Below are 13732 nucleotides of genomic sequence, written 5' to 3'. Positions count from 1 at the left end.
CGCTCTTATTTGGTGCGATTTATTTTGGTTGTGTGCGTTTACTGTGCGTTGGGTGGCCTGTAAGCCGGCGCTAACTGGCTTTGCAGGCTTGGCGGCCGGCCTCTTAGAGTCGTGGCTCTAGTCATGGAGGTTGGCCGTGTTTTATGCGATTGCGTTGTTGGCGGGGCTGGTAAGGGGCTATAGCGGCTTCGGTTTTGCCATCATCATGGCGCTCGGGCTACTGCTGCAGTTGCCACCCGCGCAAGCCATTCCGGTGACGCTGATGCTCGATCTGTTGTGCAGTATCAGCCTGCTGCCGTCGGCGATGCGCAACTTTGATCGACCTGTAACGGCGTGTCTGGTAGGCGGCATGCTGCTGGCGGTATTGCCGGGCGTTTGGCTGTTGTCGCGGGTCTCTGCCGAATTGCTAGCACCGGTAATTGCTTTGCTGTGCCTGGTGGGTGGGGCGGCAGTGCTGTTGCAGCCGGCACCGCAGTTGGTTGCGCCTGCGCGGCGGCCCTTGGCCATGTTGGCCGGACTGTTATCGGGGCTGGCTACCAGCTTGGCATCTGCGGGTGGCCCGCCATTGATGTTGTACCTGGTACGCAGTGGCGTGCAGCCGCAGCATATGCGCGGTACGGCCATCCTATTTTTCCTGGCCAGCAGTGCTTGCTCGCTGCTCGGGTTGTGGTGGTTTGGCGTGCTAGAAAGTCAGCAGGCGCAGTTGGTGGCGGTATTGCTGGGGCCGGCCTTGCTGGGCAACTTGCTTGGGCAGTGGGCGCACCGCCGCTGGCCGCCGGCATCTGTGCGGGTGTTGGTGGGTGGGTTGTTGGTTGTGCTGTCGATTCTCACGCTTTATCACCGCCTGTCGGGCGGTCAGTCATGAGTAGTCGCGGCTAGCCGAACTGCCACGCGCTGTGGGTGCAGCGCGTGGCGCGATCTGCTTACTTGTCGCGGTCGACCGCGAACGGGCCCCAGGCCTGGCGGCTGGGCATGATTTCCAAGCGGTTGATGTTGATATGGTCGGGCAGGGTGGCGACGTAGAAGATCTGCTCGGCGATATCTTCCGCACTCAACGGCGTGGTGCTGCCGTACAGCGCATCGGAGGCAGCCTGGTTGCCCTTGGTGCGCACCAGGGTGAACTCGGTCTCGGCCATGCCCGGCGCGATATCGGTGACGCGTACGCCAGTGGACACCAGGTCGCAGCGCAGGTTGAAGCTGAACTGTTTGACGAACGCCTTGCTCGCGCCGTAGACGTGGCCGCCCGGATACGGCCATTCGCCAGCCACCGAGCCGATGTTGACGATGCTCGCGCCCTTGCCGGTTTCCAGCAATTTAGGCAGCACCGCATGGGTGACGTTGACCAGGCCGGTGATGTTGGTGTCGATCATTGTGTGCCAATCCTGCAGCGCCACCTTCTGCGCGGGCTCCGGGGCCAATGCCAGGCCCGCGTTGTTGATCAGCGAGCGGATTTCGCGGAAGCCTTCTGGCAGGTCGTCGACCATTTGCTGCACGGCGGCGGCGTCGCGCACGTCCAGGGCGGCGATGTGTACCGGCACCTTGCTCTGCAGTTCTTGCTGCAGTTCTTCCAGACGCTCCATGCGGCGGCCGCTGAGCACCAGTGACCAGCCGGCTTCGGCGAAGCGGCGTGCAGTGGCGCGGCCGAAGCCGGATGTGGCGCCTGTGATAAATACCACCTTACTCATATGCAACCTCGTGTCGGTCTTGCGGTTTTGGATCGGCCAGCCGTGCAGCCAGCCGTATTAATCAGTTGGCGAGTTCGAGGAATTTGCGCACTCGCTCGGTCTCCGGGTTAGTGAAGAACTTCTCGGGCGCGGACTTTTCAATCAGCAGGCCCTTTTCCAGGAACACTACCTGGTCGGACACGGCGCGGGCGAACTCCATTTCATGGGTCACCACGATCATGGTGTAGCCCTCACTGGAGAGGTTCTTCATGACCGTCAGCACTTCGCCGACGCGTTCTGGGTCGAGTGCCGAGGTCGGCTCATCGAAGAGAATCACCTCGGGGCTCATGGCCAATGCGCGAGCGATGGCCACCCGCTGTTTCTGTCCGCCGGACAGGGTATAGGGATACGCGTCGGCCTTGTGCTCCATGCCGACCTTTTCCAGTAGTGCTTCAGCGATGGAGCGGGCTTCGTCCTTGCGCATGCGCTTGACCTGAACCGGCGACTCCATGACGTTTTGCAGCACCGTCAGGTGTGGCCACAGGTTGAAACCCTGGAACACCATACCAGTCTTGGCGCGAATAGCCGCCAGGTCGCGGTTGTTCATGCGCTTGCCGTGTGCGTCGACTCCGATGCGCTGGCCAGCGATCTGGATGCTGCCACGATCGGGTTCTTCTAGCCAGTTGATGCAGCGCAGCAGGGTCGATTTACCGGAGCCGGAGGAGCCCAGCACGCTGACCACTTCGCCCTTGTTTACGGTGAGCGAAATGTCGCGCAGCACCTCCACGCCATCGAAGCTCTTTGACAGTTTTTCGATCTGTACCGCAGGTGCCTCAGGCATGTTCAAATCCTCGTTTTGCGCCGAGCCGGCCGGCCCATTTGAGCGCCAGTTCCAGGCAGATGCAGATGACCCAGTACAAGGCGATAACCACGACAAACGCCTCGGTGGGGATGAAGTAGGTGGCCTGCACCGAGTTGGCGGCGGCGGTGAGTTCCTGCACCGTAATGATGGTGAGAAAGGCGGTGTCCTTGAGCGCGTAGATCAATTGGTTGCCGAGCAGCGGACGGGTGCGGATCACCAGTTGCGGCAGGATGATCCGCCAGAACAGGCGTGCGGAGCGAAAGCCGTGGGCCTTGGCTGCCTCGATCTGCCCGGCAGGCAGGACGATCCGCGCACCGCGCAGAATCTCGGCAAAGTAGGCCGCGTGATAGGTGGCTAGGGCGACCAGGCCGGCGCTCCAGGCGCTGGGTTTGAAGCCCAGTGCCGGCAGCCCGTAGTACAGCAGGTAGGCGAGCACCAGAAAGGGCAGCATGCGCATCAGGTTGATTGCCCAGCGCAGGGTGGTCGACAGGGCGTTGCGCGCCTCCAGCAGGTAGACAGCCACACAGCCCATGGCGAACGCGGCGAGCACCGAGAGGATAAACAGAATCAGGGTATTCAATGCGCCGTTGAGGAACGCGCCGCGCGCGTCCCAGATGATGCTCCACTCAGTCATTTGTGTGTCCTCACATCGCCAGGCGGTTGGCTTTTTTCTCGGCGATGGCCTGCAGCTTGAGCAGGACGCCGATAATCAGCATGTACAGCAGTGCGGCAGCGAGAATCGGCGGCAGCGGTTCGTAGGTGACGGCGCTGATGCGGTTGGTCACGCGGGTCAGGTCGACGATGCCGATCACCGCAATGGCCGGGCTGCTCTTGATCAGGAAGGACATTTCGTTGAACAGACCAGGCAGGCTGCTGGTGATCATTTGCGGCAGCATGATGCGCCGGAAGAACACGCCATTGGTCATGCCGCAGGCCAGCGCGGCCTCTTTCTGTTCGCGGGAGAAACTGATGAATGCCGCGCGCCAGACTTCGGCGTTAAACGCAGCGGTGTTCAGGGTTAAGGCGAGAATGGCGGCGCTGTTGCGGTCCATTGCCAGGCCGAAGGTGGGGGCTGAGAGGAAGATAAACAGCACCAGTGTCACCAGCGGCGTAGCCCGCGCCAGGCTGACATACAGCACCAACACTTGGTCGATGAACGGCAGGCGCGCCATACGTACCAAAGCAATCCCCAGGCCGATCACCACGCCTAGGGCAATGGCGATTGAGGAGATCCACAGGGTTGTCCAGGCACCTTCCAGCAGCAATAGCCAGGCGTTTCCGGTCATGTCGGGCTCCTAAGAAATAACGGGGTATTTGCTGTACAAGCAAGGTCAGGGCCAGCCCTGACCTTAGAGGGGCACCCGCTGCGGGTGCCCGCTGGGGTTATTCCATGCCGGCGAGGCTGTGGAATTGCTCGACGTTGCTGATCGGCTCTTTGGGCATGCTCGGGAAGGCTTCGCCGAACCACTTGCTTTGCAGTTCTGCCAAGCGGCCGTTGTCACGTACGTGGTCCATAAAGCCAGTCAGGAAGGTCAGCAGCTCAGGGCTGCTCTTGGGCACCGGCCAGGCAGCGAAACCGTCACCCGATACGGCGATGCCTTTGGCGAAGGTATCGCCGCGGGTTTTGACCAGGTCGTTAACCGAAATCAGCGCATTGACCACGTAATCCAGGCGGCCGTTCGCCAGGTCGGCGTAAGCCTCCGGGTAGGACGGGTACTCGATCACGTCGCCAATTTCACAACCCTCGGCAGCCATCATCTTCTTCAGCTCCGGCAGGCGCGCGAGCAGGGCGCTGCCGGCTTGCACGCCGGCGGTTTTGCCGCACAGGCTGGCGATGCCGCTGAGGCTGTCATCGCCGGCGCGCTTGACGTAGAAGTGCTGCGCGGAGGCGAAGGGCGGGGCGAAGTTGAACACGCGCAGGCGGTCATCGGTGACCAGTGCGCCGGTAAAGGCCATGTCGTATTGCCCGGCCGAGACCGATGCGAGTAGGCCGGTCCACGGCAGGATTTCCTGCTTAACGTCGAAGCCTTGCGCCTTGGCGTAGGTCTTGAGGTCTTCCAGCAACTCTTTGTGGAAGCCTTCTGGTTTGCCGTCGACGATGTAGTTGAAGGGCGCGTAGTCATCTTCAGTGGCAACGCTCATCACGCCCTTGGCCTTGATCTCGGCCAGGTCGGCATGGGCGCTCAGCGCGACGCCGACCAGGCAACTGGCCAGGGCGAACTTGCGCAGCAGGGCAAAGGGTTTGCAATCCTTGTTCAAGTGCTTCATGGACGTGCTCCGATTATCGCGACAGGGTTGAACCGGGCCTCTCTGGGCCAGGTCTGGCAGTGGTTTCGCTGTCACCATAGAGACGCCGTTGGCGCGGTGGATAGGGGCAGTTTGGGCCTTTCAACTGGCCAGTCGAACGGCCTTTAAATTGGCGCGCTACTTGCTTTTGTAAGGGGTTACCGTCTGTGTGGAAATGCCATGATCGATCACTGCTACCACCTCGATTTTGATCATCAGCGCGGCCTTCAGGAGCAATTGCGCGAGTCACTGGTGTCGGCGATTCTCGGCGGCGGTTTTCCGGCTGATGAGCCGCTGCCATCCTGCCGCAAGCTGTCCCAGCAGCTGTCCATCTCGCGCAATACCGTGGCGCTGGTATATGAAAGCCTGCTCGATAATGGCTACCTGGTCAGCCGGCCACGCAGTGGTTATTACCTGCACCCGGATTATTCTGGCCAGGCTGCCGACGCGGTGTTGCGCATTACCCCGCTGCGCAAGCAGGAGCAATCGGACGAGCCGGCCGAGGATCGTGCGCTGGATTGGAACGCGCGCTTCCGTATGCAGCCCAGTTTGAAGCACGGCGTACTGCGCCCGAGCAACTGGACCAGCTTTACCTACCCATTTATTTATGGCCAGCCGATCAACGATCTGTTCCCCCTGGAGCGCTGGCGCGAGGTTTCCCGCAATAACCTGCGTGGCGAGCGCGACCAGGGCTGGCTGGGCGACCGTTTCGACCGTGACGATGACATGCTCATCGAACAGCTACGCACCCGTGTACTGCCCAAGCGTGGCATCTGGGCGCGCGCCGATGAGATTTTGGTGACCTTAGGTTCGCAGAATGCGCTCTACCTGCTGGCCAGCTTGTTGATGAGCCGGGGCGTAACTGTCGGCGTGGAGAACCCCGGCTTTCGCGATGCCATGAGCATCTTCGACATCCTGGGCGCTCGGGTGCAATTGCAGGATGTCGACGAGCAAGGTCTGGTGGTCGATTCGCGCCTCGATAGCTGCCAGTACCTGTATGTCACGCCAGGGCATCAGGTGCCCACTGGGGTGGCCATGAGCGCGGCGCGGCGTAGCGAGTTGCTGCAGCAGATCCGCCAGCACGATCAGGTGCTGATCGAGGACGACTACGACGCCGAGTTCAACCTGGATAACCATCCGCTGCCGGCGCTAAAAGCCAGTGATAGCAATGGCCGGGTGATTTATCTGAGCAGTCTGTCCAAGGCCTTCGCGCCGGGCTTGCGCATCGGTTACATGGTTGCCGATGCCGAGTTGATCGACGAGCTGCGTGCCTTGCGCCGGCTGATGTATCGCCATCCGCCGCTGAATAACCAGCGCATGCTGGCCGACTTTCTCGCGCAGGGGCACTACGACGCTCACCTGCGGCGCTTCCGTGAGGAGCATTGCCGCCGCCGCGAGCTGCTTTACAGCGCGCTGCGCGAGGAGCTTAGCGAGTGCCTGCCGATGGGCAGCCCCGGAGCCAGCGCTTGTTGGCTAGCTGCACCAGATGGCGTGGACACTCAGCGCCTAGCCTGGGCAGCGGCGCAACAGAGTGTGTTGATCGAATCCGGGGCGCAGTTCTTTCTGGGGGAGGGCGTGGCCCCGAGCAACTTTATGCGCCTGGGCTTTCATGCCATCGATGCTGAACGCATCAGGCCTGGCGTGCGCAAGCTGGGTGAAGTGCTGGCGCGGATGTAATGCGTTGTCGTGGCTAAAGCCCCTCGCTCAATGCGCGGCCTGTTGCAGATCGTTTCACGCTCTGCGTCCAGTTCGTAGCCCGGATGAAATCCGGGAGCCTCTACCGGTCTATAAAGCCCCCGGATTGCATCCGGGCTACGGATGTAAAACCCTTCCACGATATGGGCTGTAGGAGGGGCTTTAGCCGCGAGCGGTTTAGGCAAAGCGCGGGGCGAAAAGGGCGAACACTTCGTCGAAAATCGCCAGTGCTTCATTGACCTGGCTGGCGTTGACGATGCACGGCGGCACCACATGGATACGGTTCTCAACCACAAAGCTGAGCAGCCCGCGCGCGGTTAGCGCCGCCTTCATCTCCAGCATTACCGGCGCTGGCATCGGCGTCTTCAGCTGCGGGTCGCGAACAAACTCCAGCGCCCAGAACAGCCCCAGTCCACGCGCTTCGCCAATCATCGGGTAGCGCTGGGCGAGTTTCTGCAGGCCTGGGCCAAGCACGTTCTGGCCAATGTCGCGGGCGTTGTCGACCATACCTTCCGCGCTCATGGCGTCGAGGGTGGCAACGATCGCCGCCATCGCCAGCGGGTGACCCGAGTAGGTCAGGCCGCCAGGGAAGAAGTGGTTGTCGAAATAGTCGCAGATCGGCTTGGAGATCATCACCCCACCCGCTGGCACGTAGCCGGAGTTGACGCCTTTGGCGAAGACAATCAGGTCCGGCACTATGCCGAAATGCTCCAGCGCCAGCCAGGCACCGGTGCGGCCAAAGCCGGCCATCACTTCATCGAGTATCACCAGGATGCCGAATTCGTCGGCCAGTTTGCGCACACCCTGCATATAACCCTTAGGCGGGATCAGGATGCCGGCGGTGCCGGGAATGCTTTCCAGGAGGATCGCGGCGATGGCACCAGGGCCTTCACACTCGATAACCCGCCGCAGGTGCTGCAGCGCGCGTTCGCACTCTTCTTCTTCGTTCGCGGCGTTGAACTCGCTGCGGTACAGGTAGGGGTTGAAGAAGTGCACGTGGCCGCGAGCGAATTCATTGGGCACTCGGCGTGGGTCACCGGTGGCGACGATGGCCGCGCCGGTGCTGCCGTGGTAGGAGCGGTAGGCGGAGAGAATTTTGTCGCGCCCGGTGTATACGCGCGCCATGCGCATGGCGTTTTCGTTGGCGTCGGCCCCTGCGTTGGTGAAAAACACCTTGCTGAAACCGGCCGGCGCGCGGGCGAGGATGCGCTTGGCGGCTTCGCCGCGCATCAGGTTGGCGGTAGCCGGGGCGATGGTCACCAGGCTGCCGGCCTGCTCTTGGATGGCGGCGATAACCTTGGGATGTTGATGGCCAATGTTGGTGTTGACCAACTGGCTGCTGAAGTCGAGGTAGCGACGGCCGTCGTAGTCCCACAGGGTGCAGCCTTCGCCACCGGCGATTACCAGCGGGTTGAGGTTGCCCTGGGTCGACCAGGAGTGGAAGACGTGCTGGCGATCCAGATCGTAAACGTATTGATTGCTGATCGGTGTGCTCATGGTGACCTCGTGTGATCGCGTGGGTGGCTGCCGCTAGTGCATGGCTTCACGATAGAAACAAAGCGCGCGCGGGCCGTAGGGCCAGTTCGTCGAAATGGCCGGGTCAGAGCTGCTGACTCATCGGTTGTGGCTATCTGGCCCTTGGCTTAGATGGCGGGCGCGCTAGGCTAAGGGCTGTCCTTCGTTGCGGAGTCGCAGACCATGGCCCATCTCTTTGACATCAACAGTGCCCCCGTTGCCCCGCCCGCCGACCTTGATAGCCCGGCCATCCGTCAGGCGCGCATCGACCTGGCAGCTTGTTTTCGTATGGCCGCGCGGCTGGGCATGGGCGAGGGCATCTGCAACCACTTCTCGGTGGTTGTGCCGGGGCATCCGACGCTGTTTTTGGTCAACCCTTATGGCCTGGCGTTCGCCGAGATCACGGCTTCATCGCTGCTGATCTGCGATTTCGCGGGCCGGGTACTGCAGGGCGAGGGCCGCCCTGAGGCCACCGCCTTCTTTATTCACGCGCAACTGCATCGCTTGAATCCACAGGCTACGGCGGCATTCCACACGCATATGCCGAATGCCACGGCCTTGTGCATGCTGGAGGGCGAGCCCTTTATTTGGGCCGGGCAGACCGCGTTGAAGTTTTATCAGCGGCTGGCGGTGGATGAGAATTACCAAGGGCTGGCGCTGAACAATGCCGAGGGTGAGCGCATCGCCCGCGCAGCCGGTGATGCGGCTGTGGTGATGCTGAAGAATCACGGCCCGCTGGTGCTCGGGCCGAGCATTGCCGAGGCCTGGGACGATTTGTATTACCTGGAGCGTGCCGCCGAGGTGCAACTCAAGGCCATGGCCAGCGGTCGCCCGCTGAAGGCTGTAGCACCGGCCATCGCCAGCGCAGCCTGCCAGCAGATGCTGCAGGGCAATGCCGAAAGTGCCTACCTGCATCTGGAGAGTGTGAAGCGCCAGTTACTGCGCGAGGGCGCGGATTACGCCGATTAGCGATAGCGCCCAACGGGTTGCGTCATTCGATGGCGCCCACGCTCCAGCGCTTAGGTCATTACGCTCCACGTCTGCTTGGGTTTGACACTGGACTTAGAGCGTCCCTGGCGGCATTCCCACTTGGAGCGTGGGGAGCGATCTGCAACGGGTCGCGGCTGAAGCCCTTCCCACAGGTCGATGGAGCCCACGCTCCAGCGTCAGATTGCCACCAACCCGCGCACACCATCGGCTTCCATGCTTTCGCCACGGCCTTGTTGAACGATTTCGCCACGGCTCATCACCAGGTACTGATCGGCCAACTCGGCGGCAAAGTCGTAGAACTGCTCAACCAGCAGGATGGCCATGTCCCCGCGTTCCGCGAGTTTTTTGATCACCGCGCCGATCTCTTTGATCACCGAGGGCTGGATGCCTTCGGTGGGTTCGTCGAGGATCAGCAGGCGTGGTTTGCTGGCCAATGCGCGGCCGATGGCCAGCTGTTGCTGCTGGCCGCCGGAGAGGTCGCCGCCACGGCGCAGCTTCATTTCGCGCAGCACCGGGAACAGTTCATAAATAAATTCCGGCACCACCTTGGCCTCGCTGCCGGGAAAACGCGACAAGCCCATCAGTAGGTTTTCTTCCACGGTCAGGCGGCCGAAGATCTCACGGCCTTGCGGCACGTAAGCGATGCCGGCGTGCACGCGCTGGTGCGGTTTGAGTGAGGTGATCGGCTGGCCTTCCCATTGCACCGCGCCTTCTTTGGCCGGGATCAGGCCCATCAGGCATTTCAGCAGGGTGGTTTTGCCCACGCCGTTGCGCCCGAGCAGGCAGGTGACTTCGCCAACTTTGGCCTCGAACGACAGGCCGCGCAGGATGTGGCTGCCGCCGTAGTACTGATGCAGTTGCTCAACTTGCAGCATGGTTGTGTCCTTGTTCGTTGTGTGGGAGGGGGTGGGCGGCGAACCGATTAGCCGCGAAGCTTTTGATCTTTAAGAGCTCGCGGCTAAAGCCCCTCCCACAGGTATGCATTAGTGCGTAGGGTGGATCGCGTTTTATCGATCCGCCGTGCACTGCCTGTGGTAGATGAGAAAAGCGTCATCCACCCTACGAATCCCTTAGCGACCGAGGTAAACCTCGATCACCCGCTCATCGGCCTGCACCTGTTCCAGCGAGCCTTCGGCCAATACGCTGCCCTGGTGCAGCACGGTGACGTGGTCGGCGATGCTGCCGACAAAACCCATGTCGTGCTCGACCACCATCAACGAGTGTTTGCGCGCCAAGGACTTGAACAGCTCGGCGGTGAACTCGGTTTCCGAGTCGGTCATGCCTGCCACTGGCTCGTCGAGTAACAGCAATTGCGGGTCTTGCACCAACAACATGCCGATCTCGAGAAACTGCTTCTGCCCGTGTGAGAGCAGGCCAGCAGGACGTGAGCGTGAGCCGTCGAGTTTGATCGTCTGCAGCACCTCATCGATGCGGTCACGTTGTTCGCCACTGAGTTTGGCGCGCAGGCTGGCCCACACCGACTTGTTGGTTTTTTGCGCCAGTTCGAGGTTTTCGAACACGCTCAGCGCTTCGAATACGGTGGGCTTTTGAAACTTGCGACCGATACCGGACTGGGCGATGTCTACTTCGCTCATCTGGGTCAGGTCGAAGGTTTCACCGAAGTAGGCGACGCCGCTGTCTGGGCGGGTTTTGCCGGTGATCACGTCCATCATGGTTGTTTTTCCGGCACCGTTGGGGCCGATGATGCAGCGCAGCTCACCGACGCCGATATACAGGGTTAGGTTGGTCAGCGCCTTGAAGCCATCAAAGCTGACGTTGATGTCTTCCAGCGTCAGGATGGTGCCATGGCGGATGTTCAGGCCCTTGGTTGCCGCCGCACTGGCACCAATCGGGTCGCGGCCGCTGCCGGCCGGGTCATAGGCTGGTTCGAGCATAAATTCGGGTACCGGAGCAGCGCGCATTATTGCTCTCCTTTTTTACGTAAGAGACCAATAACGCCCTTAGGTAGAAAGAGTGTCACGACGATAAACAGGAAGCCCAAGGCAAACAGCCAATACTCGGGGAAGGCCACGGTGAACCAGCTCTTCATGCCGTTGACCAGCCCCGCGCCGAGCAGTGGGCCGATCAGCGTGCCGCGCCCGCCGAGGGCAACCCAAACGGCAGCTTCGATGGAGTTGGTTGGCGACATTTCGCTGGGGTTGATGATGCCCACCTGTGGCACATACAGCGCGCCAGCCAGGCCACACAGTACGGCGCTCAATACCCAGATAAACAGCTTGTAGCCGCGCGGGTCGTAGCCGCAGAACATCAGGCGGTTTTCCGCATCGCGCAGCGCGGTCAGCACTCGGCCGAACTTGCTGCGGGCAAGCCGCCAGCCCAGGTACAGGCTGGCCACCAGCAGCACCACGGTGGCGAAGAACAGCGCCGCGCGGGTGTGCGCCGAGGTGATATCGAAACCGAGAATGGTCCTGAAGTTGGTAAAGCCGTTGTTGCCGCCAAAACCGGTTTCGTTGCGGAAGAACAACAGCATGCCGGCGAAGGTCAGCGCCTGGGTCATGATCGAGAAGTACACGCCCTTGATCCGCGAGCGAAAGGCGAAGAAGCCAAACACCAGCGCCAGCAGGCCGGGTGCCAGCACCACCAGGCACATCGCCCAGAGGAAGCTGTCGGTGCCGTACCAGTACCAGGGCAGTTCGTTCCAGGCGAGGAAGCTCATAAAGGCCGGCAGGCCATCGCCAGCGGCTTCGCGCATCAGGTACATGCCCATGGCATAACCACCGAGGGCGAAGAACAGGCCATGGCCGAGCGACAGCAAGCCGGCATAACCCCAGACCAGATCGAGCGCCAGGGCGACGATGCAGTAGCAGAGGATTTTGCCCACCAGGGTCAGGGTGTAGGCCGAGATATGCAGGGCGTTGTCTGCTGGTAGCAGGTGCAGCACAGGCATGGCCACGAGCACGGCCACTACCAGCAGGCCAATGGCAATCGATACTTGTGGGTCGAGCTTGGCGCTGGCGCGGGCCAGCAACGTTTGATTCAGGGGCATAGTCATCAGTCGATCACCCGTCCTTTAAGTGCAAACAGACCTTGCGGGCGTTTCTGAATAAACAGAATGATCAGCGCGAGGATAAGGATCTTGCCGAGTACGGCACCGATCTGCGGTTCGAGAATCTTGTTGGCGATGCCCAAGCCGAAGGCCGCCATCACGCTACCGGCCAGCTGGCCGACGCCGCCAAGCACTACCACCAGGAAGGAGTCGATGATGTAGCTCTGGCCAAGGTCTGGGCCGACGTTGCCGATCTGGCTCAGGGCCACGCCGCCGAGGCCGGCAATGCCCGAACCGAGGCCGAAGGCGAGCATGTCCACACGGCCCGTCGGCACGCCGCAGCAGGCGGCCATGTTGCGGTTCTGGGTGACGGCCCGCACGTTAAGGCCCAGGCGGGTCTTGTTCAGCAGCAGCCAGGTCAGCACCACGACGAATAGGGCGAAGCCGATGATGACGATGCGGTTATATGGCAGCACCAGATTTGGCAGCACCTGAATGCCGCCGGACAGCCAGTAAGGGTTGGCCACTTCGACGTTTTGCGCGCCGAACAGTACGCGCACCAGTTGGATCAGGATCAGGCTGATGCCCCAGGTGGCCAGCAGGGTTTCCAGCGGGCGGCCGTAAAGGTGGCGGATTACCGTGCGCTCCAGTGCCATGCCGATGGCCGCAGTGACGAAGAACGCCACCGGCAGCGCCACCAACGGGTACAGCGCCAGAGCCTCGGGGGCGAAGCGCTGAAACATGACCTGGACCATGTAGGTGGAGTAGGCACCCAGCATAAGCATCTCACCGTGGGCCATGTTGATTACCCCGAGCAGGCCGAAGGTGATGGCCAGGCCCAGTGCCGCCAGCAGCAGAATCGAGCCGAGCGACAGGCCGCTGAAGGCCTGGCCGAGCAATTCGCCGATCAGCAGTTGCCGTTTGACCTGCGCCAGGCTGGTTTCAGCGGCGGTACGCACACCTGGGTCGCTTTCTACGGCCGGGTCGAGCAGGGTTTCCAAGCGGGTGCGAGCCAGTGGGTCGCCGGTTTCACCGAGCAAACGTACCGCTGCCAGGCGCACGGCTGGGTCGCTGTCGACCAGTTGCAGGTTGGCCAGGGCCAGGGTGAGTGCGTCACGCACGGCATCGTCGGTCTCGCGGGCGACGCTGGCGTTGAGCAGTTGCAGTTGTGCCGGTTTGGCGCTCTTTTGCAGTTGCTGGGCGGCAGCCAGGCGCAGTGCTGGGTCGTCCGCGAGCAACTGATGGCTGGCCATGGCCGTGCTGATCAGGCCGCGCAGACGGTTGTTCAAGCGCAGCTTTTTCGGTGTGTCGAGTGGTTGGGCGTCGCCTTCGGCGGCTTGGTAGCCATCCGCTGTTTCGATAAAGGCTTGTTTGCTGCTGTCGGCAGCGAGACGACCTTCCTGCAAGGCCTCAAGCAGTGGCAGGCGTGCAGCATTGGGGGAGGCCGACCAGCTTTGCAGCAGCTTGGCCTGCTTGGCTGGGTTGGCGGCGGCAAAATCTTGCGCATCACCAGCGTGCGCGGCCAGGGGCAGCAGCAACAGCAGGCTCAGCAGAATTCGGGTAAGGGCAGTGGGCATGGGGATTCCTTGGCGTAGCCCGGATGTGATCCGGGAGCGGTCTTCCCGGATCGCATCCGGGCTACAGCGACCCTCTCCCTGCGTGGCTGACCAACCCATCTCTTACAAAAGGGTTGGTCAGCACGCGCGGCGTGTC

The 13732-nt window shown here is 61.8% G+C and carries 13 protein-coding genes; 3 read left to right on the top strand and 10 right to left on the bottom strand.

Annotated elements, in window-relative coordinates:
- Positions 1-136 precede the first annotated feature (136 nt).
- Positions 137-865, top strand: a complete 729-nt coding sequence (locus VCA57_RS13605) for a sulfite exporter TauE/SafE family protein (protein WP_411185577.1) — start codon at positions 137-139, stop codon at positions 863-865.
- A gap of 58 nt (positions 866-923) precedes the next feature.
- Here VCA57_RS13605 and VCA57_RS13600 read toward each other — a convergent pair whose 3' ends face one another.
- The 5 genes from VCA57_RS13600 to VCA57_RS13580 form a co-directional block, all read right to left on the bottom strand.
- Entirely contained in the window at positions 924-1685 is a 762-nt protein-coding gene (locus VCA57_RS13600; RefSeq protein ID WP_411185575.1) for an SDR family NAD(P)-dependent oxidoreductase, read from the bottom strand.
- Between the two features lie 61 nt (positions 1686-1746).
- Positions 1747-2505, bottom strand: coding sequence for an amino acid ABC transporter ATP-binding protein (locus tag VCA57_RS13595; RefSeq protein ID WP_411185574.1), 759 nt, complete (start codon positions 2503-2505; stop codon positions 1747-1749).
- Entirely contained in the window at positions 2498-3160 is a 663-nt protein-coding gene (locus tag VCA57_RS13590; RefSeq protein WP_411185572.1) for an amino acid ABC transporter permease, read from the bottom strand. The genes VCA57_RS13595 and VCA57_RS13590 overlap by 8 nt, the downstream gene beginning before the upstream one ends.
- Before the next feature lie 10 nt (positions 3161-3170).
- Entirely contained in the window at positions 3171-3812 is a 642-nt protein-coding gene (locus VCA57_RS13585; RefSeq protein WP_411185570.1) for an amino acid ABC transporter permease, read from the bottom strand.
- Positions 3813-3909: 97 nt separating this feature from the next.
- On the bottom strand, positions 3910-4794 hold the full coding sequence (locus tag VCA57_RS13580; RefSeq protein ID WP_411185569.1) for a transporter substrate-binding domain-containing protein: 885 nt from the start codon (positions 4792-4794) through the stop codon (positions 3910-3912).
- Positions 4795-4992: 198 nt separating this feature from the next.
- On the opposite strand from VCA57_RS13580, the gene VCA57_RS13575 reads away from it, so the two are divergent.
- A complete protein-coding gene (locus VCA57_RS13575; RefSeq protein ID WP_411185568.1) occupies positions 4993-6489 on the top strand; it encodes a PLP-dependent aminotransferase family protein in 1497 nt (498 codons plus the stop codon).
- A 195-nt stretch (positions 6490-6684) separates the two neighbouring features.
- On the opposite strand, the gene VCA57_RS13570 is transcribed toward VCA57_RS13575, so the two are convergent.
- Entirely contained in the window at positions 6685-8004 is a 1320-nt protein-coding gene (locus tag VCA57_RS13570; protein WP_411185567.1) for an aspartate aminotransferase family protein, read from the bottom strand.
- A 201-nt stretch (positions 8005-8205) separates the two neighbouring features.
- On the opposite strand from VCA57_RS13570, the gene VCA57_RS13565 reads away from it, so the two are divergent.
- Positions 8206-8991: an aldolase gene (locus tag VCA57_RS13565; protein WP_411185566.1), complete on the top strand. Its 786-nt coding sequence runs from the start codon at positions 8206-8208 to the stop codon at positions 8989-8991.
- A gap of 197 nt (positions 8992-9188) precedes the next feature.
- On the opposite strand, the gene urtE is transcribed toward VCA57_RS13565, so the two are convergent.
- The 4 genes from urtE to urtB form a co-directional block, all read right to left on the bottom strand.
- Positions 9189-9887, bottom strand: a complete 699-nt coding sequence (gene urtE / locus VCA57_RS13560; protein WP_411185565.1) for an urea ABC transporter ATP-binding subunit UrtE — start codon at positions 9885-9887, stop codon at positions 9189-9191.
- A gap of 195 nt (positions 9888-10082) precedes the next feature.
- Positions 10083-10934 (bottom strand): urea ABC transporter ATP-binding protein UrtD, encoded by an 852-nt coding sequence (gene urtD / locus VCA57_RS13555; protein ID WP_411185564.1) that lies wholly within the window; start codon positions 10932-10934, stop codon positions 10083-10085.
- Positions 10934-12025: an urea ABC transporter permease subunit UrtC gene (gene urtC, locus VCA57_RS13550; protein ID WP_411185563.1), complete on the bottom strand. Its 1092-nt coding sequence runs from the start codon at positions 12023-12025 to the stop codon at positions 10934-10936. Before urtC ends, urtD begins: the two co-directional genes overlap by 1 nt.
- Positions 12025-13596, bottom strand: a complete 1572-nt coding sequence (gene urtB / locus VCA57_RS13545) for an urea ABC transporter permease subunit UrtB (protein WP_411185562.1) — start codon at positions 13594-13596, stop codon at positions 12025-12027. The genes urtC and urtB overlap by 1 nt, the downstream gene beginning before the upstream one ends.
- Positions 13597-13732 lie beyond the last annotated feature (136 nt).

Origin of the sequence: Pseudomonas sp. (assembly GCF_046581935.1) — a bacterium.
Classification (GTDB): domain Bacteria; phylum Pseudomonadota; class Gammaproteobacteria; order Pseudomonadales; family Pseudomonadaceae; genus Aquipseudomonas.
Note: the sequence above shows the minus strand (reverse complement) of the source record. Positions and strands in the feature narration are given on the sequence as shown.

What these genes read in the sequence shown, in the direction of transcription:
- VCA57_RS13580 (WP_411185569.1), bottom strand. Translation starts at nt 4,794, where the DNA reads ATGAAGCACTTGAACAAGGATTGCAAACCCTTTGCCCTGCTGCGCAAG.
- urtE (WP_411185565.1), bottom strand. Translation starts at nt 9,887, where the DNA reads ATGCTGCAAGTTGAGCAACTGCATCAGTACTACGGCGGCAGCCACATC.
- VCA57_RS13600 (WP_411185575.1), bottom strand. Translation starts at nt 1,685, where the DNA reads ATGAGTAAGGTGGTATTTATCACAGGCGCCACATCCGGCTTCGGCCGC.
- VCA57_RS13565 (WP_411185566.1), top strand. Translation starts at nt 8,206, where the DNA reads ATGGCCCATCTCTTTGACATCAACAGTGCCCCCGTTGCCCCGCCCGCC.
- VCA57_RS13585 (WP_411185570.1), bottom strand. Translation starts at nt 3,812, where the DNA reads ATGACCGGAAACGCCTGGCTATTGCTGCTGGAAGGTGCCTGGACAACC.
- urtB (WP_411185562.1), bottom strand. Translation starts at nt 13,596, where the DNA reads ATGCCCACTGCCCTTACCCGAATTCTGCTGAGCCTGCTGTTGCTGCTG.
- urtD (WP_411185564.1), bottom strand. Translation starts at nt 10,934, where the DNA reads ATGCGCGCTGCTCCGGTACCCGAATTTATGCTCGAACCAGCCTATGAC.
- VCA57_RS13570 (WP_411185567.1), bottom strand. Translation starts at nt 8,004, where the DNA reads ATGAGCACACCGATCAGCAATCAATACGTTTACGATCTGGATCGCCAG.
- VCA57_RS13590 (WP_411185572.1), bottom strand. Translation starts at nt 3,160, where the DNA reads ATGACTGAGTGGAGCATCATCTGGGACGCGCGCGGCGCGTTCCTCAAC.
- VCA57_RS13595 (WP_411185574.1), bottom strand. Translation starts at nt 2,505, where the DNA reads ATGCCTGAGGCACCTGCGGTACAGATCGAAAAACTGTCAAAGAGCTTC.
- urtC (WP_411185563.1), bottom strand. Translation starts at nt 12,025, where the DNA reads ATGACTATGCCCCTGAATCAAACGTTGCTGGCCCGCGCCAGCGCCAAG.
- VCA57_RS13575 (WP_411185568.1), top strand. Translation starts at nt 4,993, where the DNA reads ATGATCGATCACTGCTACCACCTCGATTTTGATCATCAGCGCGGCCTT.